Source organism: Virgibacillus sp. GM2-2, assembly GCF_055329585.1.
In genome coordinates this window covers 97,166-118,253 of the sequence record NZ_JBUZWC010000002.1, presented here as the reverse complement: position 1 = coordinate 118,253, position 21,088 = coordinate 97,166, and the positions used below count along the sequence as shown (strand labels likewise).

Annotated in this window: 22 protein-coding genes and 1 other annotated feature; of the genes, 5 read left to right on the top strand and 17 right to left on the bottom strand. The window is 36.1% G+C overall.

Annotated features, from left to right (window positions below; translation table 11 throughout):
• Positions 1 to 5 precede the first annotated feature (5 nt).
• From ACY9Z2_RS04310 to sigK, 4 genes are all read left to right on the top strand, one after another.
• On the top strand, positions 6 to 482 hold the full coding sequence (locus ACY9Z2_RS04310) for a Na+/H+ antiporter subunit E (RefSeq protein WP_463608387.1): 477 nt from the start codon (positions 6 to 8) through the stop codon (positions 480 to 482).
• Positions 479 to 790, top strand: a complete 312-nt coding sequence (locus ACY9Z2_RS04305; RefSeq protein WP_463608386.1) for a monovalent cation/H+ antiporter complex subunit F — start codon at positions 479 to 481, stop codon at positions 788 to 790. Before ACY9Z2_RS04310 ends, ACY9Z2_RS04305 begins: the two co-directional genes overlap by 4 nt.
• A complete protein-coding gene (gene mnhG / locus ACY9Z2_RS04300; RefSeq protein WP_463608385.1) occupies positions 771 to 1,157 on the top strand; it encodes a monovalent cation/H(+) antiporter subunit G in 387 nt (128 codons plus the stop codon). Before ACY9Z2_RS04305 ends, mnhG begins: the two co-directional genes overlap by 20 nt.
• 979 nt (positions 1,158 to 2,136) lie before the next feature.
• Positions 2,137 to 2,853, top strand: coding sequence for an RNA polymerase sporulation sigma factor SigK (gene sigK / locus ACY9Z2_RS04295; protein WP_463608384.1), 717 nt, complete (start codon positions 2,137 to 2,139; stop codon positions 2,851 to 2,853).
• 38 nt (positions 2,854 to 2,891) lie between these two features.
• On the opposite strand, the gene mtnN is transcribed toward sigK, so the two are convergent.
• The 17 genes from mtnN to cymR form a co-directional block, all read right to left on the bottom strand.
• Positions 2,892 to 3,584 (bottom strand): 5'-methylthioadenosine/S-adenosylhomocysteine nucleosidase, encoded by a 693-nt coding sequence (gene mtnN, locus ACY9Z2_RS04290; RefSeq protein ID WP_463608383.1) that lies wholly within the window; start codon positions 3,582 to 3,584, stop codon positions 2,892 to 2,894.
• Between the two features lie 26 nt (positions 3,585 to 3,610).
• Positions 3,611 to 4,327 carry a YrrS family protein gene (locus tag ACY9Z2_RS04285; RefSeq protein ID WP_463608382.1) on the bottom strand — a complete coding sequence of 239 codons (717 nt, stop codon included), beginning with the start codon at positions 4,325 to 4,327 and terminating at the stop codon, positions 3,611 to 3,613.
• 124 nt (positions 4,328 to 4,451) lie between these two features.
• Positions 4,452 to 4,928 carry a transcription elongation factor GreA gene (gene greA, locus ACY9Z2_RS04280; RefSeq protein ID WP_463608381.1) on the bottom strand — a complete coding sequence of 159 codons (477 nt, stop codon included), beginning with the start codon at positions 4,926 to 4,928 and terminating at the stop codon, positions 4,452 to 4,454.
• 136 nt (positions 4,929 to 5,064) lie between these two features.
• The gene (gene udk, locus ACY9Z2_RS04275) at positions 5,065 to 5,703 is read right to left on the bottom strand and encodes a uridine kinase (RefSeq protein ID WP_463608380.1); all 639 of its coding nucleotides are present in this window, start codon (positions 5,701 to 5,703) and stop codon (positions 5,065 to 5,067) included.
• Positions 5,704 to 5,725: 22 nt separating this feature from the next.
• Positions 5,726 to 6,364: an O-methyltransferase gene (locus ACY9Z2_RS04270; RefSeq protein WP_463608379.1), complete on the bottom strand. Its 639-nt coding sequence runs from the start codon at positions 6,362 to 6,364 to the stop codon at positions 5,726 to 5,728.
• A gap of 148 nt (positions 6,365 to 6,512) precedes the next feature.
• Positions 6,513 to 7,631 (bottom strand): endolytic transglycosylase MltG, encoded by a 1,119-nt coding sequence (mltG, locus tag ACY9Z2_RS04265; protein ID WP_463608378.1) that lies wholly within the window; start codon positions 7,629 to 7,631, stop codon positions 6,513 to 6,515.
• Between the two features lie 155 nt (positions 7,632 to 7,786).
• Positions 7,787 to 8,068 (bottom strand): DUF1292 domain-containing protein, encoded by a 282-nt coding sequence (locus ACY9Z2_RS04260; RefSeq protein ID WP_463608377.1) that lies wholly within the window; start codon positions 8,066 to 8,068, stop codon positions 7,787 to 7,789.
• Between the two features lie 14 nt (positions 8,069 to 8,082).
• Positions 8,083 to 8,496: a Holliday junction resolvase RuvX gene (ruvX, locus tag ACY9Z2_RS04255; protein WP_463608376.1), complete on the bottom strand. Its 414-nt coding sequence runs from the start codon at positions 8,494 to 8,496 to the stop codon at positions 8,083 to 8,085.
• Positions 8,497 to 8,499: 3 nt separating this feature from the next.
• Positions 8,500 to 8,763 (bottom strand): IreB family regulatory phosphoprotein, encoded by a 264-nt coding sequence (locus ACY9Z2_RS04250; RefSeq protein ID WP_463608375.1) that lies wholly within the window; start codon positions 8,761 to 8,763, stop codon positions 8,500 to 8,502.
• Between the two features lie 94 nt (positions 8,764 to 8,857).
• Positions 8,858 to 11,500 carry an alanine--tRNA ligase gene (alaS, locus tag ACY9Z2_RS04245; protein ID WP_463608374.1) on the bottom strand — a complete coding sequence of 881 codons (2,643 nt, stop codon included), beginning with the start codon at positions 11,498 to 11,500 and terminating at the stop codon, positions 8,858 to 8,860.
• A gap of 629 nt (positions 11,501 to 12,129) precedes the next feature.
• Positions 12,130 to 12,344, bottom strand: a binding site (T-box leader).
• 44 nt (positions 12,345 to 12,388) lie between these two features.
• On the bottom strand, positions 12,389 to 13,456 hold the full coding sequence (locus ACY9Z2_RS04240; protein WP_463608373.1) for an AI-2E family transporter: 1,068 nt from the start codon (positions 13,454 to 13,456) through the stop codon (positions 12,389 to 12,391).
• A 49-nt stretch (positions 13,457 to 13,505) separates the two neighbouring features.
• The gene (locus ACY9Z2_RS04235) at positions 13,506 to 13,694 is read right to left on the bottom strand and encodes a YrzR-like zinc ribbon domain (RefSeq protein ID WP_463608372.1); all 189 of its coding nucleotides are present in this window, start codon (positions 13,692 to 13,694) and stop codon (positions 13,506 to 13,508) included.
• Between the two features lie 75 nt (positions 13,695 to 13,769).
• On the bottom strand, positions 13,770 to 16,082 hold the full coding sequence (recD2, locus tag ACY9Z2_RS04230; protein ID WP_463608371.1) for an SF1B family DNA helicase RecD2: 2,313 nt from the start codon (positions 16,080 to 16,082) through the stop codon (positions 13,770 to 13,772).
• A 17-nt stretch (positions 16,083 to 16,099) separates the two neighbouring features.
• Positions 16,100 to 16,768 (bottom strand): tetratricopeptide repeat protein, encoded by a 669-nt coding sequence (locus tag ACY9Z2_RS04225; protein ID WP_463608370.1) that lies wholly within the window; start codon positions 16,766 to 16,768, stop codon positions 16,100 to 16,102.
• A 64-nt stretch (positions 16,769 to 16,832) separates the two neighbouring features.
• Positions 16,833 to 17,945 (bottom strand): tRNA 2-thiouridine(34) synthase MnmA, encoded by a 1,113-nt coding sequence (gene mnmA, locus ACY9Z2_RS04220; RefSeq protein WP_463608369.1) that lies wholly within the window; start codon positions 17,943 to 17,945, stop codon positions 16,833 to 16,835.
• Positions 17,946 to 17,961: 16 nt separating this feature from the next.
• Positions 17,962 to 19,107 carry a cysteine desulfurase family protein gene (locus ACY9Z2_RS04215; protein ID WP_463608517.1) on the bottom strand — a complete coding sequence of 382 codons (1,146 nt, stop codon included), beginning with the start codon at positions 19,105 to 19,107 and terminating at the stop codon, positions 17,962 to 17,964.
• 27 nt (positions 19,108 to 19,134) lie between these two features.
• Entirely contained in the window at positions 19,135 to 19,554 is a 420-nt protein-coding gene (gene cymR / locus ACY9Z2_RS04210; protein ID WP_463608368.1) for a cysteine metabolism transcriptional regulator CymR, read from the bottom strand.
• 187 nt (positions 19,555 to 19,741) lie between these two features.
• Here cymR and ACY9Z2_RS04205 point away from each other — a divergent pair, with 187 nt between their 5' ends.
• A complete protein-coding gene (locus ACY9Z2_RS04205; protein WP_463608367.1) occupies positions 19,742 to 21,025 on the top strand; it encodes a replication-associated recombination protein A in 1,284 nt (427 codons plus the stop codon).
• Positions 21,026 to 21,088: the final 63 nt, after the last annotated feature.

Here is a 21,088-nt window from a genome sequence, read left to right as displayed (position 1 = left end):
AACGAATGACATTTCAAATTGTAATTAATTTAATCATCGCTATAATGTGGATGTTTTTGCAGGAGTCCTATACGTTCGCAAGCTTTTTTGGCGGATATATTATTGGAATACTGCTGCTATTATTGTTAAACCGATTCATACCCGATTCTTTTTATTTAAATCGTGTGTTTAAAGCAGTAAAGCTTATATTGTTGTTTATCAAAGAATTAATTACTGCAAATTTGGATATTGTTAAACTAGTTTACAAGCCAAAATTGGAGTTTGAACCAGCTATTTTTGCAATGCCGACACAGTTAAAAAGTAATTGGGAACTTACCATGCTTGCTAACCTTATTACATTAACTCCTGGAACACTTACTGTTGCAGTTTCTGAGGATAATACACTTCTTTACATTCATGCAATGGATGTGGATGATATCGAAGAATCAATAGCAGAAATCAAAAATTCATTTGAAAAGGCAATAATGGAGGTTACAAGATGAATGATCTTATAGTTCTTTCAAAAAGTATATTGGAGATTTCAATTGTTATTTCGATCATTGGTATTTCCATTGCCCTAGTATTGCTTTTATATCGAACGGTAGTTGGTCCCTCTAATGCAGATCGTGCTGTTGCGCTTGACGCAATTGGTATGTGCATCATGGGTCTAGCCGCTCTGCTTGCTATTAAATTAAATTCTATCTATTTTAATGATGTAATACTGTTGATCGGAATTTTATTATTTTTAGGAACGCTAGCAATTGCCAAATTCTTAGAAAAGGGTGTTATCATTGATCGAAATTTGGACTGAATTTATTCCAAACATCGCAATAAGCTTTTTTATCTTAGCGGGGGCATTTTTTCTCCTTTCTAGTGCAATTGGTGTTGTGCGTTTTCCGGACATCTACACAAGATTACATGCAGCAACAAAGGCTTCCACTCTTGGAATAGCTGGAATTTTAATTGGTGGATTTATCTATTTATATGCTGATCATTCTATATTAAGTGGAAAACTGTTATTGGCCATCTTGTTCACTTTACTAACCGCCCCTGTTTCTGGGCACATGATATCTAGAGCCGCCCATCGTAATGGTGTTAAACCAGTAATGTTTAACAAAGATGACGACTACGAAAAAGCGATTAAAAAGTATAAAGAAAGAAATGCTGAAGAAAAGTGACTTTACTAAAAGTCGCTTTTTTATTTTAACTGTTTTTTAAAGTTTTTTGCCACATTTTAGGTAAGCTGTGAACTAATTTCATTTTGGTGCATAATAATCACTCCAGAAATACACTACGCTTTCCGCGGGCTTGCGCTGAGCCTCCTTGCCCCGGCAAGGTGTATGCCGACGTTGTCCGCATAGGACGGTTTTAGTCGGCCATCATCATCTAACGCAAGAGACATAGAGGAAGTTCGACTAAGATCGCCACGTCCTGTGGCAACGTCGAACTACCCACATCCTGTGGGCAACACCACTTCGCTTTCCCGCAGGACAAGGAATGCTCCCTTGAGAAACATTGCACGCAAAAAAGTGTTCTTCTTTTTCAAGGAAGTGGTTTTCTTCCGAGGAGGCTGAAGCGTTGCCCTAAGGTGCGCGACTGTCCGTAGCGGAAATAAACGTTGCTGATACCATAATTATGAATTTTCACTAGTTTACAGTTTACTTCAACTGTAAACTAAACATTCTGAATGAATAGTACGCCAAGGACACTGCCTGGTATCGGACTGAGGATGCCCTATTTACCTTTTTTACCCTTATTTTGAGGGTTAACGGACACACGATGCCTTATTCAGCTAACATGATTTTCAACTGTTTTTACCCAAATAAGGAATCCTGAGTCCGATAACAACCGCATTTACCCTTATTTTACCCAAATAAGGGATCGTGTGTCCGCAAGCTAACATCCTCCATGCAATCTTTCCAGTACCCTCCAAACTGTTACTTCACTAGACTTGTCCGTAGCGGAAATCAACATTGTTGTTACAAATTTTCACTAGTTCGCAATTCACTTCATATTCGATGCTACGGAATAAACAAAAATAAGTAAAGAGGCTATTTATTTTATCCAAGTTAGGTAGGACATACACAAAAGCACCTCTTCTGTCATATAGATGAATTATGGGCCGATGCCTAGCGGAAACGTCAGGAGGTGTATAATTTGTCAAGTATCTTAAGCGTTCTTGCTTTACTGATTAAAGAAACGCTTTTCTTTGTGTCCTATGTAAAAAATCACGCATTTCCTCAACCTCTCCCCCCAGAAGACGAAGCGAAATTTATCAAGCAAATGCAAGATGGTGACGAACATGCTAGGAATAAGTTAATTGAGCATAATTTAAGACTGGTTGCTCATATCGTAAAAAAATTCGAAAATACCGGGGAAGACATGGAAGACCTAATTTCCATTGGTACGATTGGTTTGATAAAAGGAATTGAAAGTTTTTCACCAGATAAGGGTACAAAACTAGCAACGTATGCTGCTCGTTGTATCGAAAACGAAATATTAATGCATTTACGTGCATTAAAAAAAGTTAAAAAGGATGTTTCGTTACATGATCCGATCGGCCAAGATAAAGAAGGCAATGAGATTAGCTTAATTGACATTCTAGAAGCAGAATCAGAGGATGTAATTGAGTACATTCAATTACATATGGAACTAAGTAAAATGAAGAAATACTTCACTATTTTAGATGAAAGGGAAAGAGAAGTAATTATTCTTCGATATGGTCTCAATAATAGTCAAGAAATGACACAACGCGAAATTGCAAAAAAATTAAATATATCAAGGAGCTATGTTTCACGTATCGAAAAGCGTGCTCTAATGAAGGTATTCCATGAGTACTATAAGCAAGAACGCCCAAATAGAAAACGTAGCTAATATGGATAAAACCCCCTCTTTTGGAGGGGGTTTTATAGTTATGATAATTCTTTAACCATTTTCATGATTAAAGTAGCAGCATTTTTAGCCGCTTGATCAATGAATGTATCAAATGATATAGATGATTCTTTACCGGCGATATCAGAAAGAGCCCGAATGATGACAAATGGTTTTTGATATTGGAAACAAACCTGTGCTACTGCAGCAGCTTCCATTTCGGCTGCAATCATCGTCGGAAATTTATTTTTAATTCTATTTACATGCTCTGGGTCAGCCATAAATGTATCAGCAGTTGCAATGATGCCTTCTTTTGATGTAACATCTAATTCTTTTACAACACTAGTTGCAAGTGCAATTAGCTTGGAATCAGCCGCAAACATAGCTGGCATCCCCGGAACTTGTCCATATGCATAATCAAAGGCTGTAACATCTACATCATGGTGAACCACCTGAGATGATACAACAATATCTCCAATTTCAAGCTCCTCAGCAAATCCACCTGCTGAACCAGTATTAATTACATAATCTGGCATGAATCGTTCATGTAATATTGTAGTTGCCATTGCTGCATTTACTTTACCGATACCAGACTTTAATAATACTATATCTTTGTTTTCCATTTTTCCTGTTACAAATAATGAATTTGCTACAGTTAATTCTTGCTTATCTGACATGTTTTCTAGTAATAGAGCAACTTCCTCATCCATTGCTCCAATTATTCCAATTGTCATAACCTAACCTCTTTCAATCATTGTTGTTAATCTCTAGGGTTTTCTTTTAAAACTTCAACTTTCGTTGGTTTCCAGCCTTCATTATCTACCCAAGTTAAATAAACACGATATGTTTGATCTTGTGCTTTGTTTGAAACTGTCCCAATTACTTCTTGGCCACCGCCGTTTTCAAGCCACCACGTGATCATGTTACCTTGCTCTAATCCAGTTGCGACTCGAATTGCCTCTTCCATTTCAATGCGGTCTTGGGTTCCTTCTTCAAATTTTTTCGTATGCGGGCCTTCCTGTTCAGTACCAATTGGTTCCCAATCAGCTGTATACGCTTCCTTCACATTTGGATTATCAGTTACCTCAACAGGTTCTTTTTCTAAATCAGCATTATTTGCATTTTCATCAGAAGTATTTTGTTCATCTTCTGCATTTGGATCACTTGATTCACCGTTAGTCGATTCGTCAGTTGCATTTTCATCAGTTGTGGATTGATTTTCATCCGAATTGGACTCTTCAGTTGAATCACTGTTTTCTTCACTATCGTTCACTTTATCGTCTGATTGGCTATTTTCACTAGCTGTTTGTGGGGCTTGTCCATTTTCAGCCTCTTCATCATTGCTACCAAATAGAAACATCCCCAACAGAACAATAATCAAGATACCACCTAAAATTAATAAAAAAGAAATTGATTTGGTATTTTTTCGTCTTTTTTCAAATTTATTAACTCGTGAATGTTTATCAAAATCACTCATAGTCTAGCCCTCCTTCACCCATGCTAATATAATATCATATTTTCTAATTTCCGTTATATGCGAGGAAAGAACTAAAAAAAAGCGAGATTAAAAATCCCGCCCTTTTATAATTTTACGTTATTTATTATTGTACATTTACGATTTTTACCTGTATATCTCCACCAGGGGTTGCAACTGTAACTTCTGTACCTTTTTGGTGACCAAGTAGGCTTTTTGCCATCGGGGAATCATTGGAAATTTTGCCTTCAAACGGATCAGCCTCAGCACTTCCCACAATTGTATAAGTTTCTTCTTCACCACTTGGCAGTTCTTGAAATGTAACAGACTTACCAAGTGATACAATATCTGGATTATCATTATCATTTTCAATAATTACTGCATTACGAATCATTTTCTCAACTTGGGAAATACGCGATTCAACGAATGCTTGATCATCTTTTGCTGCATCATATTCGGAGTTCTCGGAAAGATCTCCAAAGTCACGTGCTACTTTAATGCGTTCAACTACTTCTTGTCTACGCTCTGTTTTTAGGTAATGTAATTCTTTCTCTAATTTTGATTTTCCCTCTTCTGTCATATAATAGCTTTTCTCTACAGCCATTAACAAACACTCCTTTTTTTATCTACAATAAGAAATAACATATAAAAATGAGCAGCACAATGCTGTGCGCTCGGTAAACTAAATATGTTCTAATCCTAACTATGGCAGATTTTATTTAAATTTTCAATACTTTCCATTATTGTTTTGCCTGATTTTTTGCCAAAATGTTTTCAATTTTAGTAGCCATTATATCAATTGCGACATGGTTTTGTCCACCTTCTGGAATAATGATATCCGCATATCGCTTTGTTGGTTCTACAAATTGTAGGTGCATCGGTCTAACATTGTTAACGTATTGATCAATGACAGAATCAAGTGATCTACCACGTTCTTTAATATCTCGCATTAACCTTCTTATAATTCGAATGTCAGCATCTGTATCAACATATACCTTTATATCCATTAGATCAACCAATCTAGGGTCTTCTAATATTAGTATACCTTCTAAAATAATGACTTCTTTAGGTTCCACTTCAATCGATTGCTTTGAACGCGTATGCATTTTATAATCATAGACTGGTTTTTCAATCGATTTTTTGTTCATCAAATCTGAAATATGGTCAATCAATAAATCGTTGTCAAAAGCCAATGGATGATCGTAATTTGTATTTAGACGTTCTTCGAAAGGTAAATGACTTTGGTCTTTATAATAGTAATCTTGTTCAATTACAAGAATTGTCTTATCGGAGAATCGATTGCATATGGAACGTGTGACGGTAGTTTTTCCACTCCCGCTTCCTCCAGCCACTCCAATTACTACTGGCTTATCTTGCATGTTACAGTGCACTCCTTATAGCTTATTTTTTTATACTTATAGCTATTCCATCCCCAATAGGGACAATAGATGTATGGTAGTCTTCATTGTTTATTAGCCATTGGTTGTATGTGTTTATTTTATTTGCGATCTTAGTTAAGCGAGGGTTGTCCTCACTAGGACTAGCAACATACCCTTTGAATAATACATTATCAGATACGATAATTCCACCTTTTTGAAGCAATGGTTGGTACAATTCAAAAAATCGTTTATATTGTCCTTTAGCTGCATCTATAAATATGAAGTCAAAGGGAGCATTCTCGGAGACTTTCTCACCAACATCAAGAGCATCACCATGGATAATTTGAATATGTTGTTTTTTCTCCTGTTTAGTAATAGCCTCTAACGCAAATTGAAAACGTTCGGGATCCCTTTCGATGGTTACAATTGATGTTTCTGGGTAAGCCTCTAGCATTCGTAAAGCGGAATAACCAATTGCGGTTCCTATTTCCAAAATTTTTTTTGGTTGCTGAATTCGAATGATTTGTTGCAAAAAATGCATACTAACGGAATCCATAATAGGGACATGGTTGTTTTTTGCATATAACTCTAGTTCCTCAACCCATTTTTTAACCGGCGGTAGTGATCCCTTAAGGTACTGATCCAACTGCTTGTTGTTCAAGCTAATTCCTCCTTAATAATAAAGATACGTGGTACCATTCAATCGGTCTTTGCTTAGTTGCTAATCCATAAAACCTCGGACCCATTCCAATTAAAGCGCAAAAAAACGGGAAATGCGAATTTTCATTCACACTTCCTATTTTCTCTGCTTAATTAATATATTTTTCTTTTAATTCTAAGTGTTTGTCATACGTTTCCGAATAATAAATATTTCCTTCGCCATCATGTAAGAAATATAAGTTATCCGATGATTCTGGATTTAATGTAGCAACCAATGAGTTCTCAGCGAAATTTGAAATTGGTCCAATTGGTAAATCATCAACATGATACGTATTGTAAGGAGATTCCACTTCTAAATCCTCTAATAAAACTTTCTCTTTATGACCACCTAACGCATACAGAACTGTTGGGTCTGTTTGTAGTGGCATGCCTTCTTCCAATCGATTATAAAACACACCGGCAATTTTTTTACGTTGTTCAACCGTTCTTGCTTCATTTTCTAAAAGTGATGCCATTGTAAATGCTTCATGTACAGTAAAATCCTGTGCAGCTATTTCGTCAAGGTATGGTGTCACAACAGATTCCGTTTTACTTATCATTTTTTCAACGACAGCTTCCACAGTAGGCTTTTCTTCATAAAAATTATACGTTGCAGCAAACAAATAACCTTCTAACGGTGTACGGATATCTGGATTTAAAATTTCTTTCGACAAAATGGATGGATAACGGTTGATTAACGATTGTACATATTCTACATTGTTTACCTTGTTTAAAAAGTCATTCTTACTAAATGGTAACTTTTCACCATATATTGCCGCCATTTGTTCAATCGTTTTTCCTTCAGGAATTGTTATTGTATAAATTGGTTCCTTCAGTACTTTCCCATTTTTTAACGATTCAATAATCGCATCTAATGTCATAGATGGTGAGAAAGTATAATTTCCTGCTTGAAAATTCGATTCGTTTTGAAACTTTATGTAAAAACGAAAAACGCGCGCATCCTTTATAATTCCTTTATCTTCAAGGATTGATGCAATATCAGATGTAGAAGAACCCATAGGAATCTCAACCTTAACCTCTTTTTCACTATCTGGGTTAACAGGCTCAAGTGCTGATTTCACATACATATATCCTGAAATTCCTCCTACTAGAAGAATCAATATCAACGATATAATTACGATTGTAACAATTTTACGAACCGTTCTTGCATCCTCACTACGCTTTATTAGGTTGTCCGTATAACTGCCTGGTTCTTTCTTCTTGAACATAAACTAACTCCTCTCATCCGCTATATTATACTAAAAAATTTATAGAATATCCATGATTTATAAAGAATTTAGTATGATTATAGCGGAAAATGCGGATTGAAAAAAGCTGATGTCAATCACATTGACATCAGCTTTTTTATTTACTTGTAATCGTATTACTGATCTAATTCTTCATCCGCAAGCGTATTTAACATTTCTTCAACCATTTCCCATTCTTCGTCTGATTCAATTGGGAAAAGAGATAAGTCATCCGAATCTTTTTCTTCATAACGAAATGCATATACTTCTACCTCTTCATCATCTTTTTGTTCGACTGGTACTACAGCAATATATGACTGTTCCGTTTGGTCTGCGTCAAATGTAAATAACACTTCAAACAAATGCTCTTCACCATTTTCATCAGGAATAATAATTCGTTCTTTCTCATCAAGTGCCATTTCAACACTCCTTCCTATTTTTTATCTAAAAATCCTTGTAAAATCATTACAGCTGCCATCTTATCAATTACTTTTTTTCTTTTTTTCCTACTCATGTCAGCTTCTAATAGTACTCGCTCAGCAGCTACAGTTGTTAATCTTTCGTCCCATAGATCTGTTGGGATATTGTGTATTTTTTCTATATGTTCAGCATATGCGATACTTGCTTCTCCACGTTCACCAATATCCCCGTTCATATGTTTGGGCAATCCTATCACAACTCGTTCTACTTCATGTTCACGAATGATTTTTTTCAGTTCATCATCTGCAGAAGATACATCATTCTCGTTCCATTTTATCGTAGTTAACCCTTGTGCAGTCCAACCCAAAGCATCGCTAACAGCAACACCAATTGTTTTAGACCCTACATCTAAACCTATCGTTTTCATAATTTAATCCTCTTGATGTTCTAGATAAAATTTAACCAATTCTTCTATTAATTCGTCCCGTTCCAACTTACGAATTAAATTACGCGCATCATTATATCTTGGGATATACGCAGGGTCACCAGATAATAAATAACCCACGATTTGATTGATCGGATTATAACCCTTTTCTTTAAGTGCTGCATGAACAGTAAAGAGTATTTCTTTTATATCCTGATCAAACGGTTCTTCAGAGAAATTAAATTTCATTGTCTTATCAATAGAGCTCATAGTGACACCTCATTCCAAGTTTTGTCTTCTTTCCCTATCTTAACATGTTTGTACCTATTATTATATCTTTTTTTGCTTGCTAGGATACATATTACTAACTTTTTACAATTTCTTTTACATATGAATTGGCAAAGGATAACGCTTCATTAATTTTTTGAGGATCTTTACCACCTGCTTGTGCCATATCCGGACGACCACCGCCTCCGCCACCACAAAGCTGTGCAGCCCCTTTAATTAAGTTACCAGCATGGAGTCCTTTTTCTATTAAATCTTTTGATACACCTGCAGCTAATTGTACTTTTCCATCGTTTTCTGTAGCCAATAGGATAATACCTGTGCCTAGTTTTTGCTTTAAGTCGTCTACCATACCACGTAGCTGATTCATATCCTTCACATTCACTTGTTCTGCTAAAAGTGGTACATCATTAATAACATTTACTTGATCAAGGATAGATGACGCTTCTAGATTAGAAAGTTTAGCACTCAGTGATTCATTTTCTTTTTGTAGTGCCTTCATATCTTTAAACAAGCCTTCAATTTTATCAGGTACATTTTCTTGATTTGCTTTTAATAATTGACTTGCATTTTTCAAAACTTCCATCTTTTCATTTACATACTTGTATGCATATTTACTTGATACGGCTTCAATTCGTCGGGTTCCAGCACCAATTCCAGTTTCAGTTGTTATTTTGAATAACCCAATTTCTGCAGTATTGGTTACGTGACAGCCACCGCATAACTCAATACTATAGTCACTTATTTGAACAACACGCACAATGTCTCCGTATTTTTCACCAAATAGAGCCGTCGCCCCCATTTCTTTTGCATCTTTTATATTTTTGTTTTCGATTAGCAAGGGAATGGATTGCCAGATTTTTTCGTTAACAATCGACTCTATACTTTTCAATTCTTCTTCCGATATCGCGCCAAAATGTGAAAAATCAAACCGTAATCGATCTGGTGTAACAAGTGATCCTGCTTGGTTTACATGATTGCCTAATACATCCTTTAACGCTTGATGTAAAAGGTGTGTCGCTGTATGATTTTTGATAGTCGAATTTCGGAATTGCTGTTCCACAGATGCTTGAACATTCTGCCCTATCTGGAATTGTCCTTTTTTTACAACCACACGATGTATATGTTGTCCCTTTGGTGCTTTTTGAACGTCTTCTACATGCATTGAACCAGTTTCCGTATAAATCCAGCCTTTGTCTGCAATCTGTCCACCGCTTTCTGCATAAAACGGGGTTTTAGATAAGAAAACAAATGCTTCATCCCCTTCTACTAATGTATCAGCAAATTCCTTCCCTTTAACAATTTGTGTAATAGAGGTTTCAACTTCTAACTGCTGATAACCGATAAATTCGCTTGCATGATCAACCTTACTAAGAATTTCATCCTGTACATGCATGGAATCAACTTTTTGTCTTGCATTACGAGCTCTCTCTCGCTGGTTCTGCATTTCTTGTTCAAAGCCTACTTCATCAATGGTGAAACCTTCTTCTTCCACATATTCTTCGGTCAATTCCTTTGGAAAACCATACGTATCGTATAACTTGAATACTTCCTTGCCAGGAAAAACGGTACTGCCTTTACTTTTTTCTTCATTCATAATCGTTGAAAGAATTTCTAACCCATCATTTAATGTTTCGTGAAAACGTTCTTCTTCTTGTTTAACAACATTTATTATATGCTTTTGTTGATTTAATACTTCTGGATAAAAGTCCTTCATGATCTCCCCAACTATAGGAACTAGTTGAAACATGAAAGGCTTCTCTATACCAATTTGTTTTGCAAATCGAACAGCACGACGCAACAATCTTCGTAATACATATCCACGCCCTTCATTAGAAGGAATTGCGTTATCACCAATAGCAAAAGTAACAGTGCGAATATGATCAGCTACAACTTTAAACGCTGTATCACTTTTCTCATTTTCACCATAAAAAACATTCGCATATTCTTCTACCTTTTTTATAGTTGGCATAAATAAATCCGTTTCAAAGTTCGTTGGTGCATCTTGAATTACGCACACCATTCTTTCAAGTCCCATTCCTGTATCAATATTTTTCTTCGGAAGAGGTGTATAGCTATCATCAGGATTATGGTTAAACTGAGAAAATACTAAGTTCCATATTTCAAGATATCGATCGTTTTCTCCACCTGGATATAATTCTGGATCATTTGGATCGTTTCCGTATTTTTCACCACGATCGTAAAAGATTTCCGTATTCGGTCCACTAGGTCCTTCTCCAATATCCCAAAAGTTTTCTTCCAAACGAATAATTCGTTCTTTTGGCAACTTCATGTCGTTCAACCAAATATCGTATGCTTCGTCATCCTCAGGGTGAACTGTAACAGTTAATAGTTCAGGATCAAATCCAATCCACTTATCACTCGTTAAAAATTCCCATGCCCATTCAATTGCTTCTTTTTTGAAATAATCTCCAATAGAAAAATTACCAAGCATTTCAAAAAATGTGTGATGTCGTGCAGTAAAACCGACATTTTCAATATCATTGGTTCTTATTGCTTTTTGTGCATTAACAATTCGTGGATTTTCTGGAATTACACGTCCATCAAAGTATTTCTTTAACGTAGCAACACCACTGTTAATCCATAATAGTGTTGGGTCTTCAACTGGCACAAGTGAAGCACTTGGTTCAACTCGATGCCCTTTTTCTTTAAAAAAGTCGATAAACATTTGTCTTACATCAGCAGATGTTAATTGTTTCATGGTAATATCCTCCTTGTATTTATATCTTTTCGGATAAGCTTTTTTTAGTTACTAAAATCCTTCGTAATTGATGTGAACTGCGAACTAGTGAAAAGTTACGTTTGGCCGTTTGTTAAGTGCAACGTTGATTTCAGCTGCGAACAGTCGCGCACCTTAGGGCGGCTGGTGAGCCTCCTTGCCCCGGCATGGAGGCTCATCAGGTACCCACGGAAAGCGCAGTGATTTTCCGTAGCGGTCGATGTTGCTTGATTTTTCACTAGTTTGCACTTTCTGATACTAAGAAAAAGCATTCACTCATTAATGAGAGAAAGATTACTAGTGGCGAAATTAAATTTCGCGGACATCAGATACCTTATTTGCACAAAATTAGGGTGAATGGGCTTGTTCGCGGACAGAGGATACCTTATTCAGGAAAAAGTGCCTGATTTAAACCTGTTTCACCTAAATAAGGCATCCTGAGTCCGCTTAACCAGTAAAACATGCCCGAAAAGTAAAAATAAGGGCTCCTGTGTCCGCTACTGAGCGGCCCCACGATCTAAAGGTTTACTTCACATTTTACGGATTTGCATCAAAAACTGCATACCCTACTAAAAATTGATGAAATTAAAAAAATCTCCTCTCTGCATTATTGCAGGGACGAGATATAATCGCGGTACCACCCTAATTATGAATAAAAAACAATTTATTCACCACTTAACCATGATAACGGTTTGAAACCGATGGGTATTAACCATACTCCAGTTTAGCTTTCCATGTCTCGTAAAATAGGATTTCTCTCAGCCAAACTGGAAATCCCTCTCTGATAAATCGAGTTTCATGTACTTAGAACCTTCAACATTTTTTCTTAATACTAATTATGCGATATTATAATCAATCGCTGTCCATCTGTCAATCGATATTGCTTTTTTTGGTAAATTGATTAACAATCCCATTAATGATTGTCAGTAATGGTACGGCCACTAGGAGGCCAATTACTCCACCAACCTTTCCTCCAACTAGTAAAGCAAAAATAATCGCTATTGGATGAATGTGAATACTTCTTCCTACTATATAGGGAGATAGTAAATTACTTTCAATTAATTGAATGGCGAACACCGTAATTAAAACAAAAACGGCTAGTTTAGTTGATACAGTAAGGGCCACAGCAACAGCAGGAAGTGCTCCGATTATCGGTCCGAAGTAAGGGATAAAGTTAGTAAATCCCATAATAATTGCTAACACTAAGGCATATTTAAGGTCTAGAAAATAAAAGCAGGTAAAGGTTGCGATGCTGACAAACAAGCTAACTATTAACTGCCCACGTATGTAATTGCCCAAACTGTTATCGATTGAGTGAAGGATGACATGTGCTCGTTCATGATATTTTACAGGAATCCAACTTTTTAGCCATGACTTGATTCGTTTTGTATCCTTTAAAAAATAGAAAACAAGTACCGGAATAATTGTAAGAATAACAATTATGTCTACTATTTTTGTTAGTGATGATAGAACTCCCGCTACGATACCCTCCATCGAGTTCTCAATTTGCTGAAACAAATCATCCATTTTATCGTGTACTGTCTCTGGTAGAAATGATGTTGATTCGTACATTTGATATATCCACTCTTGATAGGTAGAAATAAATTGAGGTAGCTGTTCACTAAACTCAGCTAATTGCTTAAGAAATACAGGATACACACGATTAATTGTAACGATGATTCCACCAATAAAAACCAAATAAATGATTAATATTGCAAGACCTTTTGGTATATTCATTGAGTGGATTTTCTGAACCACTGGAAAAAGTAAATAGGCTATGAAAATAGAAATAAAAAACGGAAAGAAAATACTCCACAAAAAGGAAAAAACGGTTCCATAAAAAGGGAACAGTTTTACAATTAAGTAGCATAATAAAAATACTAAAATACCAATTACTAGCCAGTACAAAATATGTAGTGGGTTTTTCTCTTTAAGCATAACTGACGCTCCTTCAGTTCATATTGTCCTTTCAATAATAGCCACTGCGTCAGCCTTGTATTTTTCTTTCCTCGTCCGTAAACAAATCATTCAATGAACTTAACGATCCATCTGCTTCAATTTGATTGATGACGAGTTCGTCGTTTTCTACTGCTAGTTCAATAAAGCAATTCCAGCAATAATATTGCATAGCTCCTATTTTTCCTAAGTCCTTACGCTTACAATTTGGGCATTCCATACGAACTTATTACTCCTTTTAAAAGAAATAGTTATTTCGTTAGGTTAACCCAGAAAAATCCATTTTATACATTGTCTACATAAAGTCGTAAGGAGAAATTTCATCCTCACCAATTTCCCCAGTATCCACTTTTTTAACAGTAGGTAATCGTTCATGAAGCTGAGTAATAAGAGATGTATAACGTTTATTTGTATCAAACGTAGTTACACCTTGCAAAAATGCATGTAATTCCCCGCAAATAATTAATGACTGCTTACTCCGCGTGATTGCCGTATATAATAAATTTTTTCGTAACATGCGATGATAGGTAGATACAATCGGCAATAATACAATCGGAAACTCACTGCCCTGTGATTTATGAATGGAGATACAATAGGCGTGCATGATGTTGGAATAATCTTTTCGTTCGTATACAATCTCTTTTCCTTCGAAGGATACCACAATTTGTTCAACGTTTTCCGTATTTTCATCTTCAAAGAAAATCGCAACAATTTCCCCTATATCCCCATTTGAAATGCCATCTTCTGGCTGATTTACTAATTGAAGCACTTTATCTCCAACCCGAAAAATTGTATCGTATACGGTTACTTCTCGTCTTGTTTTCTTCTTAGGATTAACAATCGATTGCAACGTTTGGTTAATAATTGTGATGCCAGCTTGTGATCTGTACATTGGAGCTAGTACCTGTATATCCTTTAAATCAATTCCTTTTTCCTTTGCATGTAAAAAAACTTTTGTAATGACATCAATCATTTGGAATTCGTTACAAGATATAAAGCTGAAATCTTTATCGTTTCTTAATTCTTCTTTTGTACATGCATTATTTTTAATCGTGTGAGCAAGCTGAATTATTTTCGATCCTTCTTTTTGCCTGTACACTTCATTTAAACGTACCAATGAAATTGTCTCACTTGCTAGTAAATCGGTTAGCACCTGTCCTGGTCCAACGGAAGGTAATTGATCTTCATCTCCAACTAACAATACTTGCATGTCATCAGGAATGGCTTTAAATAAACTATTGGCCAACCAGATATCGACCATTGAAAATTCATCGACAATTAAAAATTTCCCAGCTAACGGTTCATTTTGATCTTTACTAAAACCATTATTACCATCCCAACCTAAAAGGCGATGAATGGTAACTGCAGGAAGCCCCGTTGATTCATTTAATCGTTTTGCAGCTCTCCCAGTAGGGGCAGTTAATACAAAGGGATACTCTGTACTATTTTCGTAGTTTTTTGGATCAGTTGAAACTTCATGAATTGCAGCATAAGCATCAACAATTCCTTTGATCACGGTTGTTTTTCCAGTGCCTGGCCCACCTGTGACGATCATAACCTTAGAATGTAGTGCTTGATTGATTGCATGAAATTGCTCTTTCCCATAGCTTAACGTTTCTGCTTCTTCAATATCACCAATAATCTTCATTAGTTCAGCTAAAGGAATCTCTTGCTCAGTTGGTTTCGTTATTAACCGTTTAACGTGTGCAGCAAACCCGTCTTCTGCATAGTATAACGACGGTAAATAAACAAGACCTTCTTGGATAATTAAGCTTTTATCGGTATTTAATGAATCTAATCGTTCTTTTACGACTTCGCTTTTTAACTCGTTTCCAAGAAGTTTGATTACGTGTACAATACATTCATCAACAGGTAAATATACATGGCCATCCTGTACACTTTTTTGCATGACAAAGATACACCCTGCTCCAATTCGGTTTGGGTGTGTTAAGGAAAGGCCATTTAGCTGTGCAATTTCATCGGCTTTTTGGAATCCAAAACCTTCTACATCAAAAACATATTGATATGGATCTCTTTGTAGAACGTCCAAGGATTCATCCTTGTATGCTTTATAGATTTTCTGTGCAAGTTTTAGTCCAATTCCATACTTAGATAGATTGACTACTACATGCTCAAATCCTTCATTTTCTTGTAAGGTCTTTACCAATTGGTCAGCTTTATCTGCCTTCAAGCCCGGGACACCCTTTAAAATTGCAGGGTCTTTTAAAATTTTCGAAATAGCATTTTCGCCAAGGTGCTTGATAATATTGCTAGCTGTTTTCTTACCAATACCAAAAAATAAATCACTAGATAAATAAGCTATCAATCCATCTGTTGATTCCGGAATATCCGATTCATAAGCATTAACCTGATATTGCAATCCGAATTTATTATGCCGTTCGGTCTGTCCGTAAAAGATATAGTCCTTTCCTTCTTGAAGATTAGAAAAATAACCTTTTACGACTATTTCCTTTTCTTTAAGTTCTTCATTTGTATCAAGAATTTTAATCTTGGCAATCGAAAAATGCTCTGTAGCATTATGAAAAATCGTATACAGTAGCTCTCCTTTTATAAAATTTTCCCTATTCGATTGCTCCATATTCATCATGAAGATATCCTCACAATCTATTCTTCTTTTTGTTCAATAATCTGTTTTGTTTTTTCCTTACCATTAGCTGCTAGCATGTGATCTGGCTGGATTGATAAAGCTGATTCAAAATGCTCTAAAGCATTTTTTGTATCATCGTGATATAAGGAAATTACTCCCAAATTATAGTGGGCATCACTATGCTTTTCATTTAATTTCAACACTTTTTCAAAAACCGGTTTAGCATCATCTATATGGTCACTTTGAGCGAGTGTTAATGCATACTGAAAAGAAATTTCATCATCATCTGGGTTTAATTCTGTTGCACGCAATAAATATGGAATAGAAAGTTTCCATTTCTCTTGACTTTGTAGCGTCATTCCGAGCATATAATAAACATCTGCTTCTTCGAGCCCAAGTTCAATCGCCTTCTGATAACTTTCCTGCGCTTTCCCATATACCGATTCCTCTAGAAAGACATTACCTAGCCCATAATAAGCTGTTGCAGCATGTTCATCAAGCTCAATTGCTTTTTCAAAAAAACGCTGGGCCTTAGCTAATTCATGAAGGTGAACCAACAAGTTACCAAAGTTTATATATGCAATTGGATCATTTGGATTCTCTTCAATAATCTCATTAAACAGTTTTGCTGATTCCTCAAACTTTTGTTCCTGCATAAATTGTATTGCCTGTTGCATTTTATTCATGCAAGCACCTCCATTTCTTTGTACGTGTAGTAAAAAGGATCCTTATAGGGATCCTTTTTACTTGTCATCCAACATAACTAATTCTTTCATCATTTTTCAATACTTCGTCAATCGTTCCGCCGCCAAGGCATTTCTCTTCGTCATAAAATACAACTGCTTGTCCTGGGGTAATGGAACGCTGTCTATCATGAAATTGAACATGCACCTTACCATCATCAAGCATCGTAACCGTAACCTTACTATCTTTTTGACGATAGCGGAACTTTGCCGTACATTCGAATGATTCTCCAAAATTCTTCGTTGTTATCCAGTTCAAATCTGTTGCGATTAAACTATCTGAGTATAAATAATCATTTGTCGATCCTTGTTCTACATATAAGACATTTTCTTTTAAGTTTTTACCTACAACGAACCATGCGTCGCCTGAACCGCCTATACCTAATCCTTGACGTTGTCCGATAGTATAATACATTAATCCTTCGTGAGTACCCTTCACTTCATTTAGCAATGTTTTCATTTCCCCAGGTTGTGCTGGTAAATACTCACTTAAAAATTCTTTGAAATTACGTTCTCCGATAAAACAAATGCCCGTGCTATCTTTTTTGGTTGCAGTAGCAAGGCCATGTTCAGCTGCTATTTTTCTTACTTCTTTTTTCGGCAGATGACCTAGTGGGAACATAACCTTTTCTAGCACATCTTGTGTAAGTTGATTTAAGAAATACGTCTGGTCCTTATTGTCATCAACCCCACGTAGCATTTCATACTCACCGTTCTCATGTCTCACTTGAGCATAATGTCCTGTTGCCAAGTAGTCCGCCCCAAGCGAGATAGCATGGTCAAGGAAAGCCTTAAATTTAATTTCTTTATTACACATTACGTCAGGGTTTGGTGTTCTGCCAGCTTTGTATTCATCTAGGAAGTAGGTAAAAACTTTATCCCAGTACTGTTTTTCAAAGTTCACTGCATAATAAGGTATGCCAATTTGGTTACAAACCCGTACTACATCGTCAAAATCTTCGGTGGCCGTACAAAAGCCATTTTCATCAGTATCATCCCAGTTTTTCATAAAGATTCCTACGACATCATACCCTTGTTCTTTTAATAATAGTGCTGCGACAGAAGAATCAACACCACCGCTCATTCCTACAACTACTCGAATATCTTTATTCTCTTTCACTATATTTCACCACCTATTATAACGATGTTAATCGTTTTACAATAGAAGCAATTCGCGTTGCTGCTTCCTTAATGTCTTCTTTAGAATTGTGTAATCCAAAGCTAAATCTGATTGAATTGGTTGTTCGATCATTTTCAGATCCGTACATTTCCTGTAACACGTGAGAGGGCTCCACAGATCCTGCAGTACACGCACTCCCACTTGAGGCTGCGATACCAGCTAAGTCAAAGTTTGTGAGTAATGCTTCAACGTTTGTTCCAGAAAAACTTATATTAACAATTGACGGAATAGTATCGGTTGAATCACCATTTATTTCATATTCAATCCCTGCTTGTTCTAATGTTTCGATAAACAATCGTTTGTAACTTTTATATTTTTTAATTTGTTCATCTTTCTGCTCCATCATTAATTTCACGGCGTGTTTGAAACCAACTACACTAACTACGTTTTCTGTTCCAGGTCGTCTTTTTCGTTCTTGTTCACCGCCAAATTGCAATGTAGAAAGCTTAACATCTTTATGAACATATAAAAAACCAATACCTTTTGGCCCATTAATCTTGTGTGAACTTACCGTAAGTAAATCTATATAATCTTTTTTCACATCGATTTCCAATTGACTGTATGCTTGTACAGCATCCGTATGGAAATAAGCCTGGTGGTCTTTTATCATTTCACCAATCAATTGAATTGGTTGAATAATACCGGTTTCGTTGTTTACAGACATAATTGATACAACCGTTGTTTGTTCAGTCAGGGCATTTTTTAAATCTTCTAAAGCGATTTTTCCATTATTATATATTGGTAGATACGTAACATCAAAACCAATTTTTTCTAAATGGTGAGCTGCATGTAGAACAGCATGATGTTCTTGAACAGTTGTAATAATATGGTTTCCCTTATCTTTGTTAGCTATTGCGGTTCCAATTAACGCTAAATTATCCGCTTCTGTGCCACCACTTGTAATTACAATTTCTTTTTCATCAGCGTTTATGCTTTCAGCAAAAACAGCTCGAGCTTGATCTAGCTGTTGTCTTGCTTTTCTACCAAATGAATGGACACTTGATGGGTTTCCAAATACCTCCGAATAAATTGGCATCATAGCTTCTATTACCTGAATGGCCATTGGTGTAGTAGCAGCATGATCCAAATAAATGTGTTTCATTGTAAACATTTCCTTCCTCTTGACTTACTAAATATAAAACATATACGAATCTTGGTACTGGTCGTTTTCATATTCAACCAAATTTTCTAGACTGGTTGTATCTAAAACTTCCCTCACTGCATCACGAATACGTAACCATAAAGCTTGCTTAGCCGCTTCTTCGTCTTCAATTCCCTCTACAGGTGTTATTGGTCCTTCTAACACGCGGATAATATCTCCTGCTGTTATTTCTTTCGGCTCCTTTGCAAGCATATACCCGCCATATGCACCACGAACACTTTTTACTAACCCTGCATTTCGTAAAGGCGATGCTAATTGTTCTAAATAATGTTCGGATAAGTCTTTTTCACGTGCAATTGATTTAAGGGAAACAGGTCCTTTTCCAAAGTGTTTGGCAAGTTCAATCATAATGGTAAGACCGTAACGTCCTTTTGTAGAAATCTTCATTCTTTACACCTCTATCAATATTGTACTACCTTTATGAAAAGCAATTAAAATTATTTCAATTTCATCGTATTACAAGATTTCATTGTTGACACATGATATTATAGCATGAATGATACACATGTTGCATTGAACACATGTTGCAATTCACTTGCAGTTAAAATGATTTTTATATAAAGGGACGATTATAATGAAACAAAAACCATTAGCATATCGCATGCGACCTACACACATTCGTGAAGTTATTGGACAAACACACATTGTTGGAGAAGGCAAAATATTAAACCGAATGATTCAAGCGAATCGCCTTGCATCCATGATTCTTTTTGGGCCACCTGGAACAGGAAAAACCTCCATGGCGGTTGCACTGGGGAAAAGTTTAGGAATTCCTGTCAAAATGTTAAATGCTGTAGTAGATAAAAAGAAGGATATGGAAATTGTAGTAGAAGAGGCAAAAATGACCGGACAAGTAGTACTAGTTCTTGACGAGGTTCATCGATTAGATAAAGCTAAACAAGACTTTCTTCTACCATATTTGGAAAGTGATTTAATTACCTTGATCGGTTGCACAACAAGTAACCCTTATCATTCTATTAATCCCGCTATTCGAAGTAGATGTCATTTATTTGAATTGTATGGGTTAACTCCAGAGGATATAAAAGTAGCGATTAAACGCGCTATACAGGATGAAGAAAATGGTTTAGGTGATTATCGGGTTGATATTACAGATGACGCTTTAGAACATTTCGCACATGCTGCAAATGGTGATTTACGGTCTGCCTTGAACGGGCTTGAACTAGCCGTCTTTTCGACACCAAAAAATGATGAAGGCAATGTCTATATTACTCTAGAAGTAGCCGAGGAATGTATGCAAAAGAAAAGTTTCTCACATGACAAGGACGGCGATGCACATTATGATGTTCTTTCCGCCTTTCAAAAGTCTATTCGTGGTAGTGACGTAAACGCAGCTTTACACTATTTAGGTAGATTAATTGAAGCTGGGGATTTAGATAGTATAGCAAGACGAATGATCGTCTGTGCCTACGAAGATATTGGTGTTGCAAACCCACAGGCTGGACCAAGAGCCTTAGCTGCTGTGCAAGCTGCAGAAAGATTAGGCCTTCCTGAAGCTCGTATACCATTAGCAGTTGTAATTGTAGAACTTTGCTTATCGCCTAAATCGAATACAGCGTACACTGGACTAGATGCAGCATTAGCAGATATCAGAGGTGGAAAAAGTGGTGATATTCCAAGTCACCTAAAAGACGCAAGTTATAGTGGTGCTAAAAGCATTGGAAGAGGAATTGATTACAAATATCCACACAATTACCCAAATGCTTGGGTAAATCAAGAATATTTACCTGAAACATTACGAAAAAAAGAATATTATAAGCCTAAAAATACTGGTAAATTTGAACAAGCTATGAAACAAGTATATGAGCGAATTCAAGCAGATAAAAATAATAGCAAGTGAGATAGGTATATTTCCTTTTGTAAACGGTCAAACTAGTTAGCACATAATAATGTGCAATAAATA

Excerpts from the sequence above, each read along its gene's own strand:
- ACY9Z2_RS04310 (WP_463608387.1), top strand. The coding sequence starts at position 6 with ATGACATTTCAAATTGTAATTAATTTAATCATCGCTATAATGTGGATG.
- ACY9Z2_RS04305 (WP_463608386.1), top strand. The coding sequence starts at position 479 with ATGAATGATCTTATAGTTCTTTCAAAAAGTATATTGGAGATTTCAATT.
- mtnN (WP_463608383.1), bottom strand. The coding sequence starts at position 3,584 with ATGACAATTGGAATAATTGGAGCAATGGATGAGGAAGTTGCTCTATTA.
- ACY9Z2_RS04285 (WP_463608382.1), bottom strand. The coding sequence starts at position 4,327 with ATGAGTGATTTTGATAAACATTCACGAGTTAATAAATTTGAAAAAAGA.
- greA (WP_463608381.1), bottom strand. The coding sequence starts at position 4,928 with ATGGCTGTAGAGAAAAGCTATTATATGACAGAAGAGGGAAAATCAAAA.
- udk (WP_463608380.1), bottom strand. The coding sequence starts at position 5,703 with ATGCAAGATAAGCCAGTAGTAATTGGAGTGGCTGGAGGAAGCGGGAGT.
- mltG (WP_463608378.1), bottom strand. The coding sequence starts at position 7,631 with ATGTTCAAGAAGAAAGAACCAGGCAGTTATACGGACAACCTAATAAAG.
- ACY9Z2_RS04260 (WP_463608377.1), bottom strand. The coding sequence starts at position 8,068 with ATGGCACTTGATGAGAAAGAACGAATTATTATTCCTGATGAAAATGGT.
- ruvX (WP_463608376.1), bottom strand. The coding sequence starts at position 8,496 with ATGAAAACGATAGGTTTAGATGTAGGGTCTAAAACAATTGGTGTTGCT.
- ACY9Z2_RS04250 (WP_463608375.1), bottom strand. The coding sequence starts at position 8,763 with ATGAGCTCTATTGATAAGACAATGAAATTTAATTTCTCTGAAGAACCG.
- alaS (WP_463608374.1), bottom strand. The coding sequence starts at position 11,500 with ATGAAACAATTAACATCTGCTGATGTAAGACAAATGTTTATCGACTTT.
- ACY9Z2_RS04240 (WP_463608373.1), bottom strand. The coding sequence starts at position 13,456 with ATGCTTAAAGAGAAAAACCCACTACATATTTTGTACTGGCTAGTAATT.
- ACY9Z2_RS04235 (WP_463608372.1), bottom strand. The coding sequence starts at position 13,694 with ATGGAATGCCCAAATTGTAAGCGTAAGGACTTAGGAAAAATAGGAGCT.
- recD2 (WP_463608371.1), bottom strand. The coding sequence starts at position 16,082 with ATGATGAATATGGAGCAATCGAATAGGGAAAATTTTATAAAAGGAGAG.
- ACY9Z2_RS04225 (WP_463608370.1), bottom strand. The coding sequence starts at position 16,768 with ATGAATAAAATGCAACAGGCAATACAATTTATGCAGGAACAAAAGTTT.
- ACY9Z2_RS04215 (WP_463608517.1), bottom strand. The coding sequence starts at position 19,107 with ATGAAACACATTTATTTGGATCATGCTGCTACTACACCAATGGCCATT.
- cymR (WP_463608368.1), bottom strand. The coding sequence starts at position 19,554 with ATGAAGATTTCTACAAAAGGACGTTACGGTCTTACCATTATGATTGAA.
- ACY9Z2_RS04205 (WP_463608367.1), top strand. The coding sequence starts at position 19,742 with ATGAAACAAAAACCATTAGCATATCGCATGCGACCTACACACATTCGT.